Source organism: Paenibacillus cellulosilyticus (genome assembly GCF_003182255.1).
GTDB classification, from domain to species: Bacteria; Bacillota; Bacilli; order Paenibacillales; family Paenibacillaceae; genus Paenibacillus_T; species Paenibacillus_T cellulosilyticus.
The window spans coordinates 125,787-140,504 of the sequence record NZ_QGTQ01000007.1; the positions used below are offsets into that span (position 1 = coordinate 125,787).

Below are 14,718 nucleotides of genomic sequence, written 5' to 3' on the forward strand. Positions count from 1 at the left end.
AGGCGATCGTGCTATCTGTGAGATCAAAACTTATCCCTATAGATTTCGAATTAGACAGCATACACCTCCGTTTCTTCCAATAAGATAGCAGACATCAACTGCGTGATGTCTGAGATATGCAAGCTCATCATCTCCGGTTGAATGTGCCCCGTATTCAGATCCTCCGTCAAACGAAGCAGCTGTACGTGGCGGTTATCATCGAGATGGTATGCTGTCGTCCATTGAACGTGGCCGGCTGCATGCTGATACAGCATGGTATACGCGCAACCGTCGTACGTTACCGTCTCATTCGGCATAATGTTTCTCCGCGCCGATATACTTGGTCAGGCAGGAAGTGCTGCACAACCATTCCCCGTAGTAATCCCAATTGAGTTCTCCTTGGTAAATCAGATTGCGGCATTTGTCATAGGCGCATTCGCATAGCGGTACCGGCTCCTCAGACTGTGGATCCTTCATGCCGAATTCAAACCGATCAAAGGCTGGCATGTTAACTCCTCCTTTAAATGTTTCAGTTGAATTCAGCTTACGACATCCGTCGGGTCACTCACTCCTTTTTCGTTGCGCTTCCCTCGGTGTCTGTTGTTGTCTTCTCTGCTGAGCGGAGGACACCTGTTACCTTCCCAAGAACGTCCACCTTACGGGAGTATATCGGCTCATAAGCGGGATTTGCCGGTTGGAGACGAATCATGTCTTTTTCTTTGAAAAAGGTTTTGAGCGTCGCTTCGTCATCGTTAACGAGTGCGACTACGACCTCTCCGTTCTCAGCCGTCCGCTGCTGCCGGATAATAACCAGATCCCCGCTGAGTATCCCTTTCTCGATCATGCTTTCCCCTTGAACGCGAAGGATGAAATAATGCCCGGACCCGACAAGATGATTGGGTACGCTCACATACTCCTCCACGTTCTCTACGGCAAGAATCGGCACGCCTGCTGTAATCTTGCCGACGAGCGGAAGTCTCACAAAGTATTCGGCGGCCAAAGAAGACTCTCGTAGAATAGATTTTCCATCGGTTGATGGTAGACCGTAAACGTCTGCTGCAGGCGTGCTATTTGCTTTGTTCTTGCCCGCAAGATGAGCAGCTAAGGAGTGAATTAAAAGGAGGTCCTGCTCGTTCAATTGATCGGCTAGCAGTTCGATTTTACGGATGTAGGGGCTGGGGGTAGGCAGTGTGTCTGAGTCAGAATCATTCATAAGCCAATCGAGCGAAACTTTAAACTGGTTAGCAATTGCGACTAATGCCTTGGCACTTGGGGTCGAATTCTTTTTGGAACTTTCCCAGTCGCTTATATTGCCGGGAGATACGCAGATTAACTCGGCCATCTGGGCAAGCGTTAATCGGTGACTAAGCCGCAGTTCCCGTATTTTTAAGTTAATATTGTGCATCGTTGCTCCTCCCCTGCGGGGTTGAATAATCAAACATACGTTCTATTATGACAAACAAATGGGCGGCTGCATAGTGTAATGAAACAAATTTTCATACGCTTATACGGTTGATTGTATTCGAATATGCGTATATAATCAACTTACCCAATTGGTTCCAGAATAAACCATATCAAGAAAAACAGGTTTTTAGGCAAATTTATCAGATTTTTTTAATTTTGGCATTGTTAAAATGGAATAGTTAGCAATGAAACTTGTAAAAAAAATAAATAGTGGTGGTGTTTTGGTGAACGATATTCTACTTTGTATCATTAACAGCCAAAATCGTTTCCTATCCAGCGATCATTTGGATGCTCTGTCGCATATCTCGCACATCCTGCACATTTCCCATCCCGAAGACAAGGATCTACTGGTCCAATTGATCCGAGAACGTTCATATCAACTTGTTACGGTCGTTACGATGGATAACGTCTTGCCCCCGGAGTGGCAGCAAATCAAGTCCCTGCTGTCCTGTCCGTTCTTCCTCTTAAGCGGCATGAACGCAACTAACTTCCCAGTTCTAGTCACCATGCTTGAGAGCCTGAGAAACAGTTCGAGGTCGGCTGAACCAATCAACCATTTTACGGAATCACTCGACTTTATCGAGGAACATCTCTTCGATCACGATTTATCACTGGAGATGGTTGCTTCGCAAATTTTTGTCAGCAAGTATCATTACTCGCGCATTTTCCAGCGGTATGTGGGGACAGGGTTTAAAGAATACGTCATTAAGAAGCGAATGAATAAGGCGATGAGTTTACTTCGAAAGGGGCATCAAGTGACGGAGGTATGCTTTGCTGTTGGGTATAACGATTTGACGCACTTTTCCAGAGTGTTTCGCAAAACATTCGGTCAGAATCCATCGGTCTATCGGACCAAATACGACAGCAACTATAAATTGGAGGTTGGAGCGTTAGCATGAAAAGAAAAACGAAAACGTTTTATTTTGTCACAGTGTCCGTTATAGCCGGCGTAGCCGCAGTCGCACTTTATTATTGGTGGACTGCGCCATACTCGCTGCCGAAGGTTGAGGACGGCATTACGCTTGACCAATACGGTTTGACGTTCGAGGGCGAGCAAGAAGCACAGCTTGCGATCGAAGCGCTGCCTGCGAGCGATCAGATAGCGGAGCTCAAGGAGAAGATGGAGAAAGCACCGGATAACCTAGCCTATTCCAACGCACTGCGCATTCAGATGCGAGAAGCAGGCATGACCGAGGACTACATTTCATACGTACAACAGCTGAAGCCAGCAACGCCTGAGCTTCAACTGCAGCAGGCGCTTGCCTATGTTGATTTGCTCCAAGATCCGGATCTAGGTACTGCTTCGCTTGGCCAGATCTCCATGCGGTCGATCTCATTGTTGAACGAGATTATTAACGAGCGGCCATACGACTGGTTCGCCCATTACGCAAGGGGCCTGAACAATTTATATTGGCCATCCGGCCTGCAGCGGACGGATAAGGCCATTCAAGATCTCGGCTATTGCTTAGCAGTGGCTAAGCAGCTGGAGGGCCAACTGGATTTGGCGATATGGCCGTTGACCTACATTGCGTACGGTGATGCCCTTGTGAAGGATGGGCAGGTGAAGAAAGGAATTGAAGTGTGGAAAGACGGCTTCCGTAAATACAAAACCGACGATGCATTAAGCCGCCGCGCAGGGCTTAGTGAACAAGGAGCGCGGGATACGGTCAGGGGGGAGCGGGGAATTGACGAATTCCGCCGGCCGGATCCGAGCGTATCGGATCTAAGCATGGTCTGGGACGACATGAATAGGGGTGAATAAGCTTGAAATTGAGTGAACCAATCGTGATTACCGGAGTGGGGGCCATCACGCCTGTCGGGACAACCGTCGCGAGCACGTGGGACGCACTGCTTCAAGGAGATTGCGCTGCCCGAACGATTAGAACGTTTGATTCCTCGGGGCATTCATGTAAATTCGGCTGCGAGGTTGATGACGTCGATCATTTGTCACTGATGCCTGTGCCGGGGGGCAGGGCGACGCGGCTGCTCATTCCAGCCGTTGAGGATGCGCTATACGCTTCTGGACTTTACTTTGGGCAATCGGAGGGGAAAGCTCGACGTTATGGCATATGCGTGGGTACGACAATGGGCGAAATCACGCCGCTCGAGGAATTAATGGCGGGACAACAGCCCAAATCGATAGGTGGCCCGGGTGTCATTGCCGAGAATGTTGCCGACTATTTTGATTTAGCTGGTCCCAAATGGACGATTACGAATGCTTGCGCGGCAGGCAACATGGCGATTGCGAGAGCGGTGGACGAGCTGGCTGCTGGAAGAGTCGATATGATGGTCGCGGCAGGTGTTGATGCCATGTCATGGGTTGCTTTCACCGGGTTTGCGAGCTTACGGGCGATGACCCCGGATTTATGCAGACCCTTTGATGCCGAGCGCCGCGGGCTCATGCTAGGTGAAGGTGCAGGGGCCCTCGTATTAGAGCGTGAATCTGACGCGCTGCGAAGAGGTGCCAAACCACTTGCTTACTTACTTGGATACGGCTTGAGCAGTGATGCTCACCATATTACGCAGCCTGATCCGAAAGCAGCAGGATCGATACGCGCGATGGAAACGGCGATCGAAATGGCAGGCATTCATAAGGAGCAGATCGGTTATGTAAGCGCCCATGGGACGGGGACGCCGGCCAATGATCGGATGGAATCGGTCGCACTGCAACATGTATTCGGCGACGAGATCGTGACAAGCTCCATTAAAGGGCATATCGGCCACACATTAGGTGCAGCCAGCGCCATTGAAGCGGTCGTGTGTGTCAAGGCGCTGGTATCAGGGCTGCTTCCGCCAACGATTAACATGCGAAGGCAAGACCCTGCCTGCAGCGTCCGTGTCATCGCGAACGAGCCGCTTGCCATGCGAACGGATTATATCATGTCGAATGCATATGCTTTTGGCGGCATTAATACATCCATCGTTATTGGCCGTTATGAGGGCCGTGACATGGGTATCCAATCTGCATAAGGTTTGAGGGAGGAAAAGCTATGAAATCGTTGCGTATTGGAGGCGTTGGGGTCGTCAGTCCCGCTGGGGTAGGAACAGCTTTCCTGCCGCGGCCGGAAGGGCTTACTGCCTGGGGCGCGTCCAAGCTGCCGGATTTGGATGTATCGGCATACGGATGGAACGGCCTAAAGCGTCATTCAAGAGTCGTTCAGTATGGCAGCTTAGCCGTAGGAGAGGCGCTAACCTCCGCCGGCTACGAGACGCCGCTGCAAGCGGGGATCGGGCAGCGGATCGGGCTCGTTGTATGTACAGGGTGCTCCAATCTAAATGCGATCGTGGCCATGTATAAGGATGCGGAGAACTACGGCGTTAACCATGTTAATCCTGGCTTGTTCCCGGAGACCGTCATGAACGCGTTTGCCGGACACCTCTCGATTTACTTTCAAATTACAGGCACTAGTGTAACGTTATCGGATGCGGTGCCATCCCCGAACTCTGCTATGCTGTACGCTTATGATCTGATTGCATCCGATCGAGCGGATGCTGTCATATGCTGCATGGTTACGATTCATCCGCCGACAGCGTTAGCGGAAGTCATGCATGGCGAAGACGCGCTTGTTGGAGCAGAGTCGGTCACGGCCCTATTGTTCGAGAGAGAAAGCATGGAGCCGGGCGCCGTGAATATTCGATGGGAGACGGAGTCGGCTCTTGAGGAAGGAAGCGCTGCTCCTCTGGTCCATCCTGCCGATGCCTTCCTTGCTGCGGCCTCTGCGTACCATGGTCTTCGCAGCAGTAAGACGAAGGAGCAGCAATGGCGGACAAGCGGCAGATCCGAAGGATACTACTCTTTCTGTGTGACGACCGCCATGTCGGCTGAGGAGGAGCATGGTGAGTAAACAATCCGTCGTCATTACCGGCACGGGGGCTATCTCCTCCGGCGGAATAGGCTCTGCCGCCGTCTGGGACTCCGTTCGAAGTCAACGCGTCGTGCATGGAGAGCGAATCTATCGGATGGGGGACGGAAGTCAACGTCCGTATCCGGTATACCCTGCGCCAGCCCTGGATTTACGTGATTGGGTCCCGCTGCGCGAGTATGAGTGGCTTGAAGAGCAAGGACTGCACGAAGATCCGGATTTCGTCATGCTCTGTGCCGTAGCTTCTATGGCGATGGATGAAGCAGGCTGGACGGAGACGGACAAGGAAACGGCCGCGTTGGTAATCGGCCACGAGAATCTAGGCGTCAACCGTTTGATTGATCGAATATTGACTTCACCCCGTTACGCGGATTCGGGCTCGCCCTTTCAATCTTCAGACCCCGAAGGCGCTTTCCAAGAATACAGTGATCCCTTTTATAAACTACAATCTTTCCCTTATCTATTTTATTTATCTAAAGCGCTGCGAATTCGCGGCTTCACGCTGGCCATTAATAATGCTTGCGCCACCGGTTTGTATGGACTCGAAGCGGGTAGTCAGCTAATCCGTTCTGGTAAGGCGGACAGAGTTGTCGTAACCTGCGCCGATTATGCACATCTCACTGAGCATCTATGGCTTGCTGGCAAACGGTTCGGATCACCGCTCGGCCGATTGAAGCCGTTCGATCGGGATCGGGATGGCTCTGTTTTAGGTGATGGAGCTGCCGCAATGACACTGGAATCGTCTAAACGAACAACACGTGGGATGGCAGCATACGCAGGAGGAGCATTCGGTCAAGATACGTGGCATCTTACGCTGCCTGACGTAGTGTCGCATACGTATTCAAACGTCATCTCGCAAGTCCTGCATACTGCATCGACTCGGGGGGCTAAGGCGATTGATCTAGTCGTACCGCATGGCTCGGGCAACGTACTATGGGACCGCTTCGAAGCAGTAGAGCTTCAGCGTGCATTCCCGCAGGTCCCGCCAATTACTGCGTTTAAGGGATATGTGGGTCATACACTAGGCGCCAATGCGATATTAGAGTCTGTGCTGCTGCTCCATTGCATGAAGGATGGCATTATTCCTCCAGCAGTCGGATGCGATCGCCCCGATGAGGGGCTTGAGCTGCCGGTCGTCACCGCAGCAAGGGAGAGCCGATTGAAGCGTGTTATGAAAACAGTGCCAGCCTACGGTGGATTTATGGCGGCAGCCATGTTCGAACAAATTTAGGAGAGGGAGGCTTTCTTCCATGGGAGTTCAATGGGATTTCAGTGGCAAGCGGGCGCTCATAACCGGCGGTTCCCGTGGGATTGGCCGTGAAATCGTTCAATTGTTGGCGAGATCCGGAGCAGAAGTGTTTTTTACTTATAAGTCGGATCACGATGCAGCGGAAGGGCTAATTCGACTGTGCAGCGGTTATGCAGTCCGCGTCCATGCATTTAAATGCGACCATGCGGATGAAGCGGATATTGTTCGCTCTAGGCATTTGATTCTGGAAGCGTCTGGCGGACAGTTGGATTATCTGGTCAACAACGTAGGAATTACGGCTGACGCTCCGATGGTTCGGATGACGTCCTCCCAGTGGCAAGACGTATTGAGTACGAATCTAACCGGAGGATTCGTGTTGACGCAAGGATTAATCAGAGCGCTTGCGGTTGCTAGAGGCAGCATCGTTAACATGACTTCGGTAGCAGGGATGACGGGGGCAAGTGGACAAGTCAACTATGCGGCAGCGAAGGCCGGTATTATTGGAATGACGAAAGCATTAGCCAAAGAAACGGCAGGGCTTGGCATTCGCGTTAACGCTGTGGCTCCAGGATATATCGCGACAGATATGACGAGAGGCATGCCGATACGAATGCAAGCCTTGGCGGAGAAAGCATCGCCAATGAGGCGGCACGGAAGACCGGAAGAAATCGCAAGCACCGTCGCTTTTCTGCTGTCTGAGGCAGCTTCATATATAACCGGCCACGTGCTCGTCGCGGATGGCGGATTAACATTAGCATAAAGGAGAGGAAGAGAATATGATCCAAGATTTGAATAAGTTCAATGCTAGACTGATAGAATTGGCCGGTCAATTAACGGGCGAGGAGCTGGATATGGGCTGCCTGGAGCGTCCGCTGGCGGAGTTGAACATTGATTCGCTCATGCTGCTGGAATTGGCCGTTCATCTTGAGCGCGAATACGGTGTTCGGCTGGAAGAGGATGAATTGACGTCTCTTCGGACCCTGTCGGATATTGCAACCACGGTAGCCGACAAGAAACGTTCATGATGACAGAAATGCTGCGAGTCGCAGCGCTGGTTGCGGTAGTCATCGGATTTCCGCTCCTGTATTTACGCATGTTTCAGGTTAACATTCCGAGCATGGTTAGACGGTTTAAGACAGCCGCGAACGAGAATGAGAACGAATCGGAAGCCTCTTACGGCATTCGGTTTCCGAAAATATTACGCGCATTCCTCAGTGGGAATAATCGTGTCATCCGCCCGATCATCCGATTAGAGAAGGCTCGCGACTATCTAGAAGATTTCGACCCTTTTTACAAAGGGTTCGCCTATGAGGGGGCCGGCATGGGCTTTGGTGTAAAAGCCTCGTTGTGGCCTAACAAGAGCAAGCGATTCGAGCGATATATCCGAGCGCTCGATCCCAATTATCTCTACCAATACTACGTGGGGCTTGGCTGGTGGCTGCATACACGTTATGGCTATCGTGATGCCCGTTATAATAGCTGGTTGCGAACTTTAGATCCCCGATACGCTTCAATTGTATTCGACGGCATTGGCTTTAAAGCAGCGCTGTTTGATTACCCCGATAATCCCCATGCTTATTTGCGGTTTGCTCATTTCCCTCTATCCTATCGCCGGGTTTGCTTGCAAGGCTACGGCAGGGGCCTTTGGTTTTCCAACTATTTCAGTTTATCTGATGCGATCACAGCAGTTGAGCAATTGCCTGTGGCCTATCGTCGTGATGCCTATAGCGGGTTAGGCTTAGCGGTAGCCTACAGTTATTTCGACCGACTGCCATTTGCTTTCGAAGCACTTGATCAGGTACCTGCCTTTGATCAGACAGCATTCTATCAGGGAATGGCTTTCGGCTGGGAGGCGCGTCAGCTGCAGAATGCTTCTTATTGGGAGGAGATGCTGGGCCGATTCCCGGAAGAAGCGGCAAGCCGGGCTAGGCGAGCTGTTGAGCTAGTCCATGAAGCGGAGAAGCGTATTGCGAAGCAGACGGATCATGATCGTCCTTATTATGTTCGCTGGATGGATGAAATGCGGTACTTGCTGAACCATCAATAAATAGAATTCAAATGAAAGTGAGGCGTTGCGGATTGACGATGCGGGGCATGCTGCGCGGAATGATTGGCGCAGCAGCATTGATCATTATACTGGCGGGGTGCTCTGCCAAGGAGCAGGAACAACAGGCCTATGGTATATCCTTCGAGGATGTAACCCAAGCGGCTGGCGTGACGTTCGAGCATGAAAAGGATACGTTCGACCCGAAGGTTTCCAACATTTATCCTTGGTTGGGGTCGACAGGGGCCGGTGTCGCGATAGCTGACTATAACGGTGACGGCTGGATGGATGTTTATTTTATTAACAGTAAGCGGGGGGCTGCTAATGCTCTCTACAAAAACAACGGAGACGGAACTTTTGAGGATGTCTCCGAGGCTGCGGGTGTAGCCGACGTGAACACCGATGGCATGTCGGAGTCGGTCGTTTGGCTCGACTACAATAATAGCGGCTACCCTAGCTTGTTCATCGGCAGTTGGGGCAAGAGTAGAATGTTTCGGAACAATGGAGACGGCACCTTCACGGAAATAACGGATATGGCCGGTGTTGGCTACCGCGGATATGTCAATAAAGTGATCGCGTTGGATTACGATCGTGATGGTTTGCTCGATCTGTATCTGGGTTGTTACTTCCGCGAAACCGACGATCTGTGGAATCTTGCTTCAACGAAAATTATGCATAGTGATTTTGAACGTGCTCGTAACGGTGGCCGGAACGTACTCTACCATAACAATGGAGACGGCACCTTCACGGATGTTGCCGCCCAGCTTGGGGTTGACGATACAGGCTGGACGCTGGCAGCGGGATCGGCCGATCTGAACGGAGACGGATGGCCGGATATCTATAATGCGAACGATTTTGGTCCGGACTCCTTATTTCTCAATCAGGAGGGTAAAGGTTTTAAGAAGGTGGTTCAGACTCGAGGTGTTGGCGATGATACGTTTAAAGGGATGAACGTCGATTTTGCCGATGTATTCCACGACGGACGATTAACCAATTACGTCAGTAATATTAGTAAAGAAACCTATCTGCTCGAAGGAAACCAGATGTGGCATGAGGACGATGATGGGATTTACCGCGACGTTGCGGAGGAGATGGGCGTAAAGCAAGCTGGTTTCTCCTGGGGGGCCAGGTTCCTGGACGTCGATAACAGCGGACAGATGAGCCTCATGGTAACGAACGGCTTTATTTCGGCTAGCAAGAAGAAAGACTACTGGTTTGATATGGGGACGTTGGCGACGACGCCTGGTTATATTGTAGAAGATGCGAACAACTGGCCGGCTTTCAAGGACAAGTCCATGTCTGGCTATGAGAAGAAGAAGCTGTTTCTCAACGATGGGCAATCATTCAAGGATATAGCGCAAAATGTTGGGTTGACCTTTACCGACGATACGCGGGGCGTCGCGGCAGTCGATCTGTGGAATCGTGGGACGCTTGATCTTGTATTCGCTGTTCAAGGTGGTCCAGCGCGAATGTACAAGAGTACGAACACGACCGGCAATCATTGGATTACGCTCAAGCTGATCGGGACGCCCCCAAGCAATCGGGAGGCCGTAGGGGCAAAAGTGACGATTACAGTTAACGGCGTTTCAACGCTGATCGAGCGTGATGGCGGTAATAGCCATGGCGGACAGAGTGATCCTCGGATTCATTTTGGCCTGAAGCAGGCAACGGCAGTTGATCGCATTCGTATCGAGTGGCCAAGCGGGCGTGTAGAAGAGCGAACGAACATTCCGATCGACCGGATTGTAACGGTGGTCGAAGGGGTTGAGGATCCTTCATGACATGGTCTAGAATAGATCCGCGTTATTTGGTCCTTCTCTTTCTAATAAGCTTTGTGCTGGCCGGACAACTGCTGCTAGGTTTTTTTCAACAGTGGGACAGCCTGTTCGTCTCGGTCGGTACATCCGTTACGGCGGAGTTGGTGCTCGTTCGTCTGCTTCGCGGACGCTGGACGCCACCATTAAGTGCGCTCATAACAGGTCTTGGAATTAGCCTGCTATTAAGTTCCTATCTGTTGTGGCCCTATGTTCTCGCTTCACTCCTCGCAATTATCATCAAACATGCGGTGCGGCTGCGCGGCAAGCATGTATTTAACCCCAATAACGTCGCGATGTGCATGATGCTCTATTTCCTGCCGCAATATGCCGTAAGCACGCCCAAGCAGTGGACGAACGGTTATGAGGTAATGGCGTTTATCTTATTGCTGGGGGCGATCGCTGCCTATTCGGCTGGCCGGCTCGACACGGTCTTGGCCTTTATCTTGGGCTTTGCATGGTTTGCCTTAATCCGATGTTATGTGTTCGACGAGCCTCTCTTGTATGCGTTCGGCCCCATGTTGGGCGCATCCTTCCAGCTGTTCAGCTTCTTTATGATTACGGACCCGCAGACGACACCGCCGACGAGAATGGCTCGCGTAGTTTTTGCCTTCTGCATTGCAGGCTTGGATGCCTGGCTTCGGATCCAGGAGATTACGAATTCGACGTTTTACTCGGCTTTTCTTGTCGCATTGCTAATTGGATTGCCATATCGGGTCTATAAGGGACGTAATCGTATTAGGCCGGTATCGATAGCCGAAAGGGAGGAATCACAGTGACCGCAACTATTTTGACGCATACGCGCCTTATAACCACGGAGGAGCGGGAACGCTGGCGAAGAACCGGCATTGGTGGCAGCGATATTGCAGCTATTATGGGCGTCAACCCTTGGCGTACATCGCGTGAAGTTTATTTGGATAAAAAGGCGGAATCGCCAGGGGCGGGAACAACGGAGAGCATGGCGCTTGGCATGGAGATGAAGAGCGTGATCGCTGCACAATTCTCGGAGAGAACGGGCTATCGAACGTTCAGGCGCAATATGCTGTTCGCTCATTCGCAGCATCGGCATCTCATCGCAACGATTGATCGATGGGTCGTAGGTGACGGGGCTGGCTTGCTATGTAAATCGGTGGGTGAGTATCGCAAGGCAGAATGGGAAGATGGGAAGATCCCTGAGGTTGTGGCGCTGCAATGCCAACATTATATGGCTGTCATGGGGACAGACCATTGGTGGGTAGCCGGCATGATTGGGGGTAACAAACTGAGTATTGTACGGGTGGAGCGTGACGAGCAGCGGATTGCGACGATTATTCGAGTGGGCTCGCGTTTCTGGGAGCAGCACGTTCTTGCCAATCGTCCACCTGAAGTGGACGGAAGCGACGCTTCTACTCGCTTGTTATCGCGGCAGTATCCGCCTGAGGAGGTTAACGTTGCCTGCATCACTTTACCTGAAGAAGCCAACGATTGGATTGCCCAGTATCGCTTGGCTGAGGCTGAAGAGAAGCATGCGCAGCGCCGTAAGACCGAAGCTGAGAATCAGCTTAAGCAAATGTTAGGCACGAATGAGCGGGGACAGGTGAAGAGTGAGCTGGTCGAGTGGAAAAGGGTGAACGTAAGGTCGAATGGCCGGAGCGACTTTCGAAGATTCCGAATCGTTTCGAAAAAAAGTTAAACGCAAATAAGATGAAATGATACGCGGACCGGTTCCTAGATATAAGGGACTAGGTCCGTTTTATTTACCTTGAAATCTTTCTTTCGTGGTCGTTAGTGTCGGCAGATGTTCGAGAAATGAAAACACTCCCCTTCTAAATAAAGGGGAGCATAACATAGTCATTTGTTCTAATCAAAAGAATCTCATATTTACCGCTTCAGCCTTCATCTAAGAAAAGGTGAGTCGTCTCATTTGAATCGTGGGCGACCGCTTGTAATGTCTGTTCTTTCCTTCTTTGGCTGACCTCGGAGGGGGATTCACGTTCAGGGTCGATCATACCTGTAAACTGGTCGTCGTCGGATAAGATGATTCGAGTGGTATGACAGCATCCTCCCTCGTAGTAAATCACCTCCAAAGGCTCTGCAGGTTTACCGTAAAACTGCCCGAGTACCCTTACGAAATCCCGATAGGTTGGAACCGGATGCGCCGCAATGCTCGTAATAATCGAACCGTCGCGTATGCCGGCTTTCCATGCCGGTCCTCCGGTGTATGCCACAGCAATATAGTTGCCGCCAACCACATGTGGAGGTACTTCCTGCTGAAGAAGCTGTTCACGCGAGGCGGTGTAATTCATGACGCCGAGTCTGGGATAATTAAATATTTCGTTGCGCAAGTCGAGTCCCAGCTCAATGGTTGTTTTTAAGTGATACAGCGATTGGCGCCAGCCCATTTCGCCGCATTCCATGACCCACAGCATCGCGGTGTCTGATTCCGAGCAATCGACCTCGACGGTCAGCTCCGTCATTGCGTCGCGCTCTTCGAATCGAAAGGCTGTACGCAGCGCATAGCGCCATTCATTCCCGTCTGGCAAAATGCACGAGTATTGCTCGTCGAACGAGATTTGTTTCCATTCAAGTCGTTTGATGCAGGTGGCAGCATTCGTCAGCTCCCCGATGACCAGTGTAACCGTATCACCGACCCCGATCTCATCTCTAGAGGAGGATACGTACGAAATATCTGCCAAAAACTTTTTCCAGCCGGATGCGGTGGAGACATACTCCCACACAGCGGCAATGGGGGCTTCGATTATTACTGTATTGCTTGAGGATAGGCCATTATTAAGCAGCAAGCAGATCACCTCATTGGATTATTCAAGAATAGGATATGGCGCTTCGCGACAGCTTCCCGGAGGCCGTCTTGGGGAGGTCGGTGCGCACTACAATAACATCAGGCCACAATTTTGGACTCACGCCGGATTGCAGCAAATGTTGATGGACATCGTTCGCAGTCTGCACGCCGTCATCACGCGTGATCCAGACATGAATCTCGGCGCCGCGACGCGGATGGGGTTTACCGAAGGCGAATGCTTCGCATACACCTGGGCATTCAGCAACAGCGGATTCGATTTCTTCGGGGTAAATGTTGTTGCCTGCCCGGTTGATCATATGATCGGCTCTTCCTTCGATAACGATCATGCCTTGTCGTATATGACCTCGATCACCTGTAATTAGCCAACCAGAATGAAGCTTGCTTCGCGTCTGTTCCGGATCACTGTAATAACCTTTCATGACATTAGGGCCGGACACGAGCAGATGGCCGGATTCTCCTTCTGGCACAGGCTTACCGATGTCGTCGACAACGGCAACGCGGACGTGGCGGAGCGGCTTGCCGACGCAAGCGGATGGCAGCTCGTCTGGCTCGATTAATAGACAACTAACCCGAGGCGAGGCCTCAGTCAGGCCATAGGCGTTCCACAATGACCGATTCGGAAAACCGCTGCGAATGGTATGAAGCAGCGGTTCCGTCAACCGTTCCCCGCTGATAAGCAGCGTGTGAAGAGAGGATAAATCATGTTTGGAAACGTGCGGGGCTAACATCGCGAACAGGGTAGGAGAAGCGCCAATCGTCGTAATACGGTACTTTTCCACAAGCGAGAGGCTGAACAAAGGGGAACGGCTGGGTGGTTTAATCATGACAGAGCAGCCAGCCGCCAACCCGGCCAGCAGCTCGCCTGTTAGAGCGGAACAATAAGTAAGCGGCCGCTGGATTAGAATACGATCGTGCGGTAGAAGATGGAGGGAATCCGCAATACCAATAGAGCTGGAGACCAGATTTTTATGCGTTAGCATAACGAGCTTCGGGTAGCCCGACGTGCCGGAAGTTTGGAGGAGAAGCGCCACATCAGCCAATTGTGGATCGGACGGCGATGTGAGTCGAGAGAAGCTGGCAGCGTCCACGTATCCACTGGCATGAACATTCGATTCGTCGAGGCGAAGCGCATTCGGGAATGCGGCCGATACGCTTTGGGTAAGACGCTGGTCATGAATATCGTCAGTTGGAATAACGGTACGGTGGAGCTTGAGTGCTGCCAGCATGAGCGGGATGAAGCGCCAAGACAACGCAACGTCGATCGTGATGACGCTCGATTCAGGCACGTGGGCATGCAGTAGAGCTGCGTTATGATCGATTAAATGATTTAGCTGCTGGTATGTGATGTGAATGTCATTATCCAATAGAATAGCTGCGCCTTCGTGCTTCCCGATATCGCGAATATAGGTTTCAATCGTCCATTGTTCGAGCTCGGACATGCGGATGATCCTCCGTTTCTTGCTGTCGTTAGCATAAGTGTACTTATGCTTATTGTGGTTTGCTCG

General features: G+C 51.4%; 16 protein-coding genes. 11 read left to right on the top strand and 5 right to left on the bottom strand.

What is annotated here, in order from left to right; genetic code table 11:
• Positions 1-50: 50 nt before the first annotated feature.
• From DFQ01_RS11985 to lexA, 3 genes are read right to left on the bottom strand one after another with little or no spacing between them, the layout of a single operon-like run.
• A complete protein-coding gene (locus DFQ01_RS11985) occupies positions 51-296 on the bottom strand; it encodes a hypothetical protein (protein ID WP_110044124.1) in 246 nt (81 codons plus the stop codon).
• Positions 286-486, bottom strand: coding sequence for a hypothetical protein (locus DFQ01_RS11990; protein WP_110044125.1), 201 nt, complete (start codon positions 484-486; stop codon positions 286-288). Before DFQ01_RS11990 ends, DFQ01_RS11985 begins: the two co-directional genes overlap by 11 nt.
• Before the next feature lie 58 nt (positions 487-544).
• Positions 545-1,384, bottom strand: a complete 840-nt coding sequence (gene lexA, locus DFQ01_RS11995; protein WP_110044126.1) for a transcriptional repressor LexA — start codon at positions 1,382-1,384, stop codon at positions 545-547.
• 283 nt (positions 1,385-1,667) lie between these two features.
• Between lexA and DFQ01_RS12000 the strand changes: the two genes are divergently transcribed.
• The 11 genes from DFQ01_RS12000 to DFQ01_RS12050 are packed head-to-tail and all read left to right on the top strand — an operon-like array spanning position 1,668 to position 12,085.
• Entirely contained in the window at positions 1,668-2,342 is a 675-nt protein-coding gene (locus DFQ01_RS12000; RefSeq protein ID WP_245946638.1) for a helix-turn-helix transcriptional regulator, read from the top strand.
• Complete coding sequence (locus DFQ01_RS12005; protein WP_110044127.1) at positions 2,339-3,205, top strand: hypothetical protein; 867 nt, start codon at positions 2,339-2,341, stop codon at positions 3,203-3,205. Before DFQ01_RS12000 ends, DFQ01_RS12005 begins: the two co-directional genes overlap by 4 nt.
• 2 nt (positions 3,206-3,207) lie before the next feature.
• On the top strand, positions 3,208-4,413 hold the full coding sequence (locus DFQ01_RS12010; protein ID WP_245946639.1) for a beta-ketoacyl-[acyl-carrier-protein] synthase family protein: 1,206 nt from the start codon (positions 3,208-3,210) through the stop codon (positions 4,411-4,413).
• A 20-nt stretch (positions 4,414-4,433) separates the two neighbouring features.
• Positions 4,434-5,288 (top strand): beta-ketoacyl synthase N-terminal-like domain-containing protein, encoded by an 855-nt coding sequence (locus DFQ01_RS12015; protein ID WP_110044129.1) that lies wholly within the window; start codon positions 4,434-4,436, stop codon positions 5,286-5,288.
• On the top strand, positions 5,278-6,537 hold the full coding sequence (locus DFQ01_RS12020; protein WP_110044130.1) for a beta-ketoacyl synthase N-terminal-like domain-containing protein: 1,260 nt from the start codon (positions 5,278-5,280) through the stop codon (positions 6,535-6,537). The genes DFQ01_RS12015 and DFQ01_RS12020 overlap by 11 nt, the downstream gene beginning before the upstream one ends.
• Positions 6,538-6,556: 19 nt before the next feature.
• Entirely contained in the window at positions 6,557-7,315 is a 759-nt protein-coding gene (gene fabG, locus DFQ01_RS12025; protein WP_110044131.1) for a 3-oxoacyl-ACP reductase FabG, read from the top strand.
• A 16-nt stretch (positions 7,316-7,331) separates the two neighbouring features.
• Positions 7,332-7,580 (top strand): acyl carrier protein, encoded by a 249-nt coding sequence (locus DFQ01_RS12030; protein ID WP_110044132.1) that lies wholly within the window; start codon positions 7,332-7,334, stop codon positions 7,578-7,580.
• Entirely contained in the window at positions 7,577-8,602 is a 1,026-nt protein-coding gene (locus DFQ01_RS12035; protein ID WP_110044133.1) for a DUF1702 family protein, read from the top strand. The genes DFQ01_RS12030 and DFQ01_RS12035 overlap by 4 nt, the downstream gene beginning before the upstream one ends.
• Positions 8,603-8,640: 38 nt before the next feature.
• Positions 8,641-10,380: a CRTAC1 family protein gene (locus DFQ01_RS12040; protein ID WP_245946652.1), complete on the top strand. Its 1,740-nt coding sequence runs from the start codon at positions 8,641-8,643 to the stop codon at positions 10,378-10,380.
• Positions 10,377-11,192: an RnfABCDGE type electron transport complex subunit D gene (locus tag DFQ01_RS12045; RefSeq protein WP_110044135.1), complete on the top strand. Its 816-nt coding sequence runs from the start codon at positions 10,377-10,379 to the stop codon at positions 11,190-11,192. Before DFQ01_RS12040 ends, DFQ01_RS12045 begins: the two co-directional genes overlap by 4 nt.
• A complete protein-coding gene (locus tag DFQ01_RS12050) occupies positions 11,189-12,085 on the top strand; it encodes a YqaJ viral recombinase family nuclease (RefSeq protein WP_110044136.1) in 897 nt (298 codons plus the stop codon). The genes DFQ01_RS12045 and DFQ01_RS12050 overlap by 4 nt, the downstream gene beginning before the upstream one ends.
• Positions 12,086-12,281: 196 nt before the next feature.
• Here the strand turns inward: DFQ01_RS12050 and DFQ01_RS12055 are convergent, their stop codons facing one another.
• Positions 12,282-13,193 (bottom strand): PDZ domain-containing protein, encoded by a 912-nt coding sequence (locus DFQ01_RS12055; protein ID WP_245946640.1) that lies wholly within the window; start codon positions 13,191-13,193, stop codon positions 12,282-12,284.
• A gap of 22 nt (positions 13,194-13,215) precedes the next feature.
• On the bottom strand, positions 13,216-14,652 hold the full coding sequence (locus DFQ01_RS12060) for a class I adenylate-forming enzyme family protein (RefSeq protein ID WP_110044137.1): 1,437 nt from the start codon (positions 14,650-14,652) through the stop codon (positions 13,216-13,218).
• Positions 14,653-14,718 lie beyond the last annotated feature (66 nt).

Coding starts and splice junctions, on each gene's coding strand:
- DFQ01_RS11985 (WP_110044124.1), bottom strand. CDS start 296: ATGCCGAATGAGACGGTAACGTACGACGGTTGCGCGTATACCATGCTG.
- DFQ01_RS11990 (WP_110044125.1), bottom strand. CDS start 486: ATGCCAGCCTTTGATCGGTTTGAATTCGGCATGAAGGATCCACAGTCT.
- lexA (WP_110044126.1), bottom strand. CDS start 1,384: ATGCACAATATTAACTTAAAAATACGGGAACTGCGGCTTAGTCACCGA.
- DFQ01_RS12005 (WP_110044127.1), top strand. CDS start 2,339: ATGAAAAGAAAAACGAAAACGTTTTATTTTGTCACAGTGTCCGTTATA.
- DFQ01_RS12015 (WP_110044129.1), top strand. CDS start 4,434: ATGAAATCGTTGCGTATTGGAGGCGTTGGGGTCGTCAGTCCCGCTGGG.
- DFQ01_RS12020 (WP_110044130.1), top strand. CDS start 5,278: ATGGTGAGTAAACAATCCGTCGTCATTACCGGCACGGGGGCTATCTCC.
- fabG (WP_110044131.1), top strand. CDS start 6,557: ATGGGAGTTCAATGGGATTTCAGTGGCAAGCGGGCGCTCATAACCGGC.
- DFQ01_RS12030 (WP_110044132.1), top strand. CDS start 7,332: ATGATCCAAGATTTGAATAAGTTCAATGCTAGACTGATAGAATTGGCC.
- DFQ01_RS12035 (WP_110044133.1), top strand. CDS start 7,577: ATGATGACAGAAATGCTGCGAGTCGCAGCGCTGGTTGCGGTAGTCATC.
- DFQ01_RS12040 (WP_245946652.1), top strand. CDS start 8,641: ATGCGGGGCATGCTGCGCGGAATGATTGGCGCAGCAGCATTGATCATT.
- DFQ01_RS12045 (WP_110044135.1), top strand. CDS start 10,377: ATGACATGGTCTAGAATAGATCCGCGTTATTTGGTCCTTCTCTTTCTA.
- DFQ01_RS12060 (WP_110044137.1), bottom strand. CDS start 14,652: ATGTCCGAGCTCGAACAATGGACGATTGAAACCTATATTCGCGATATC.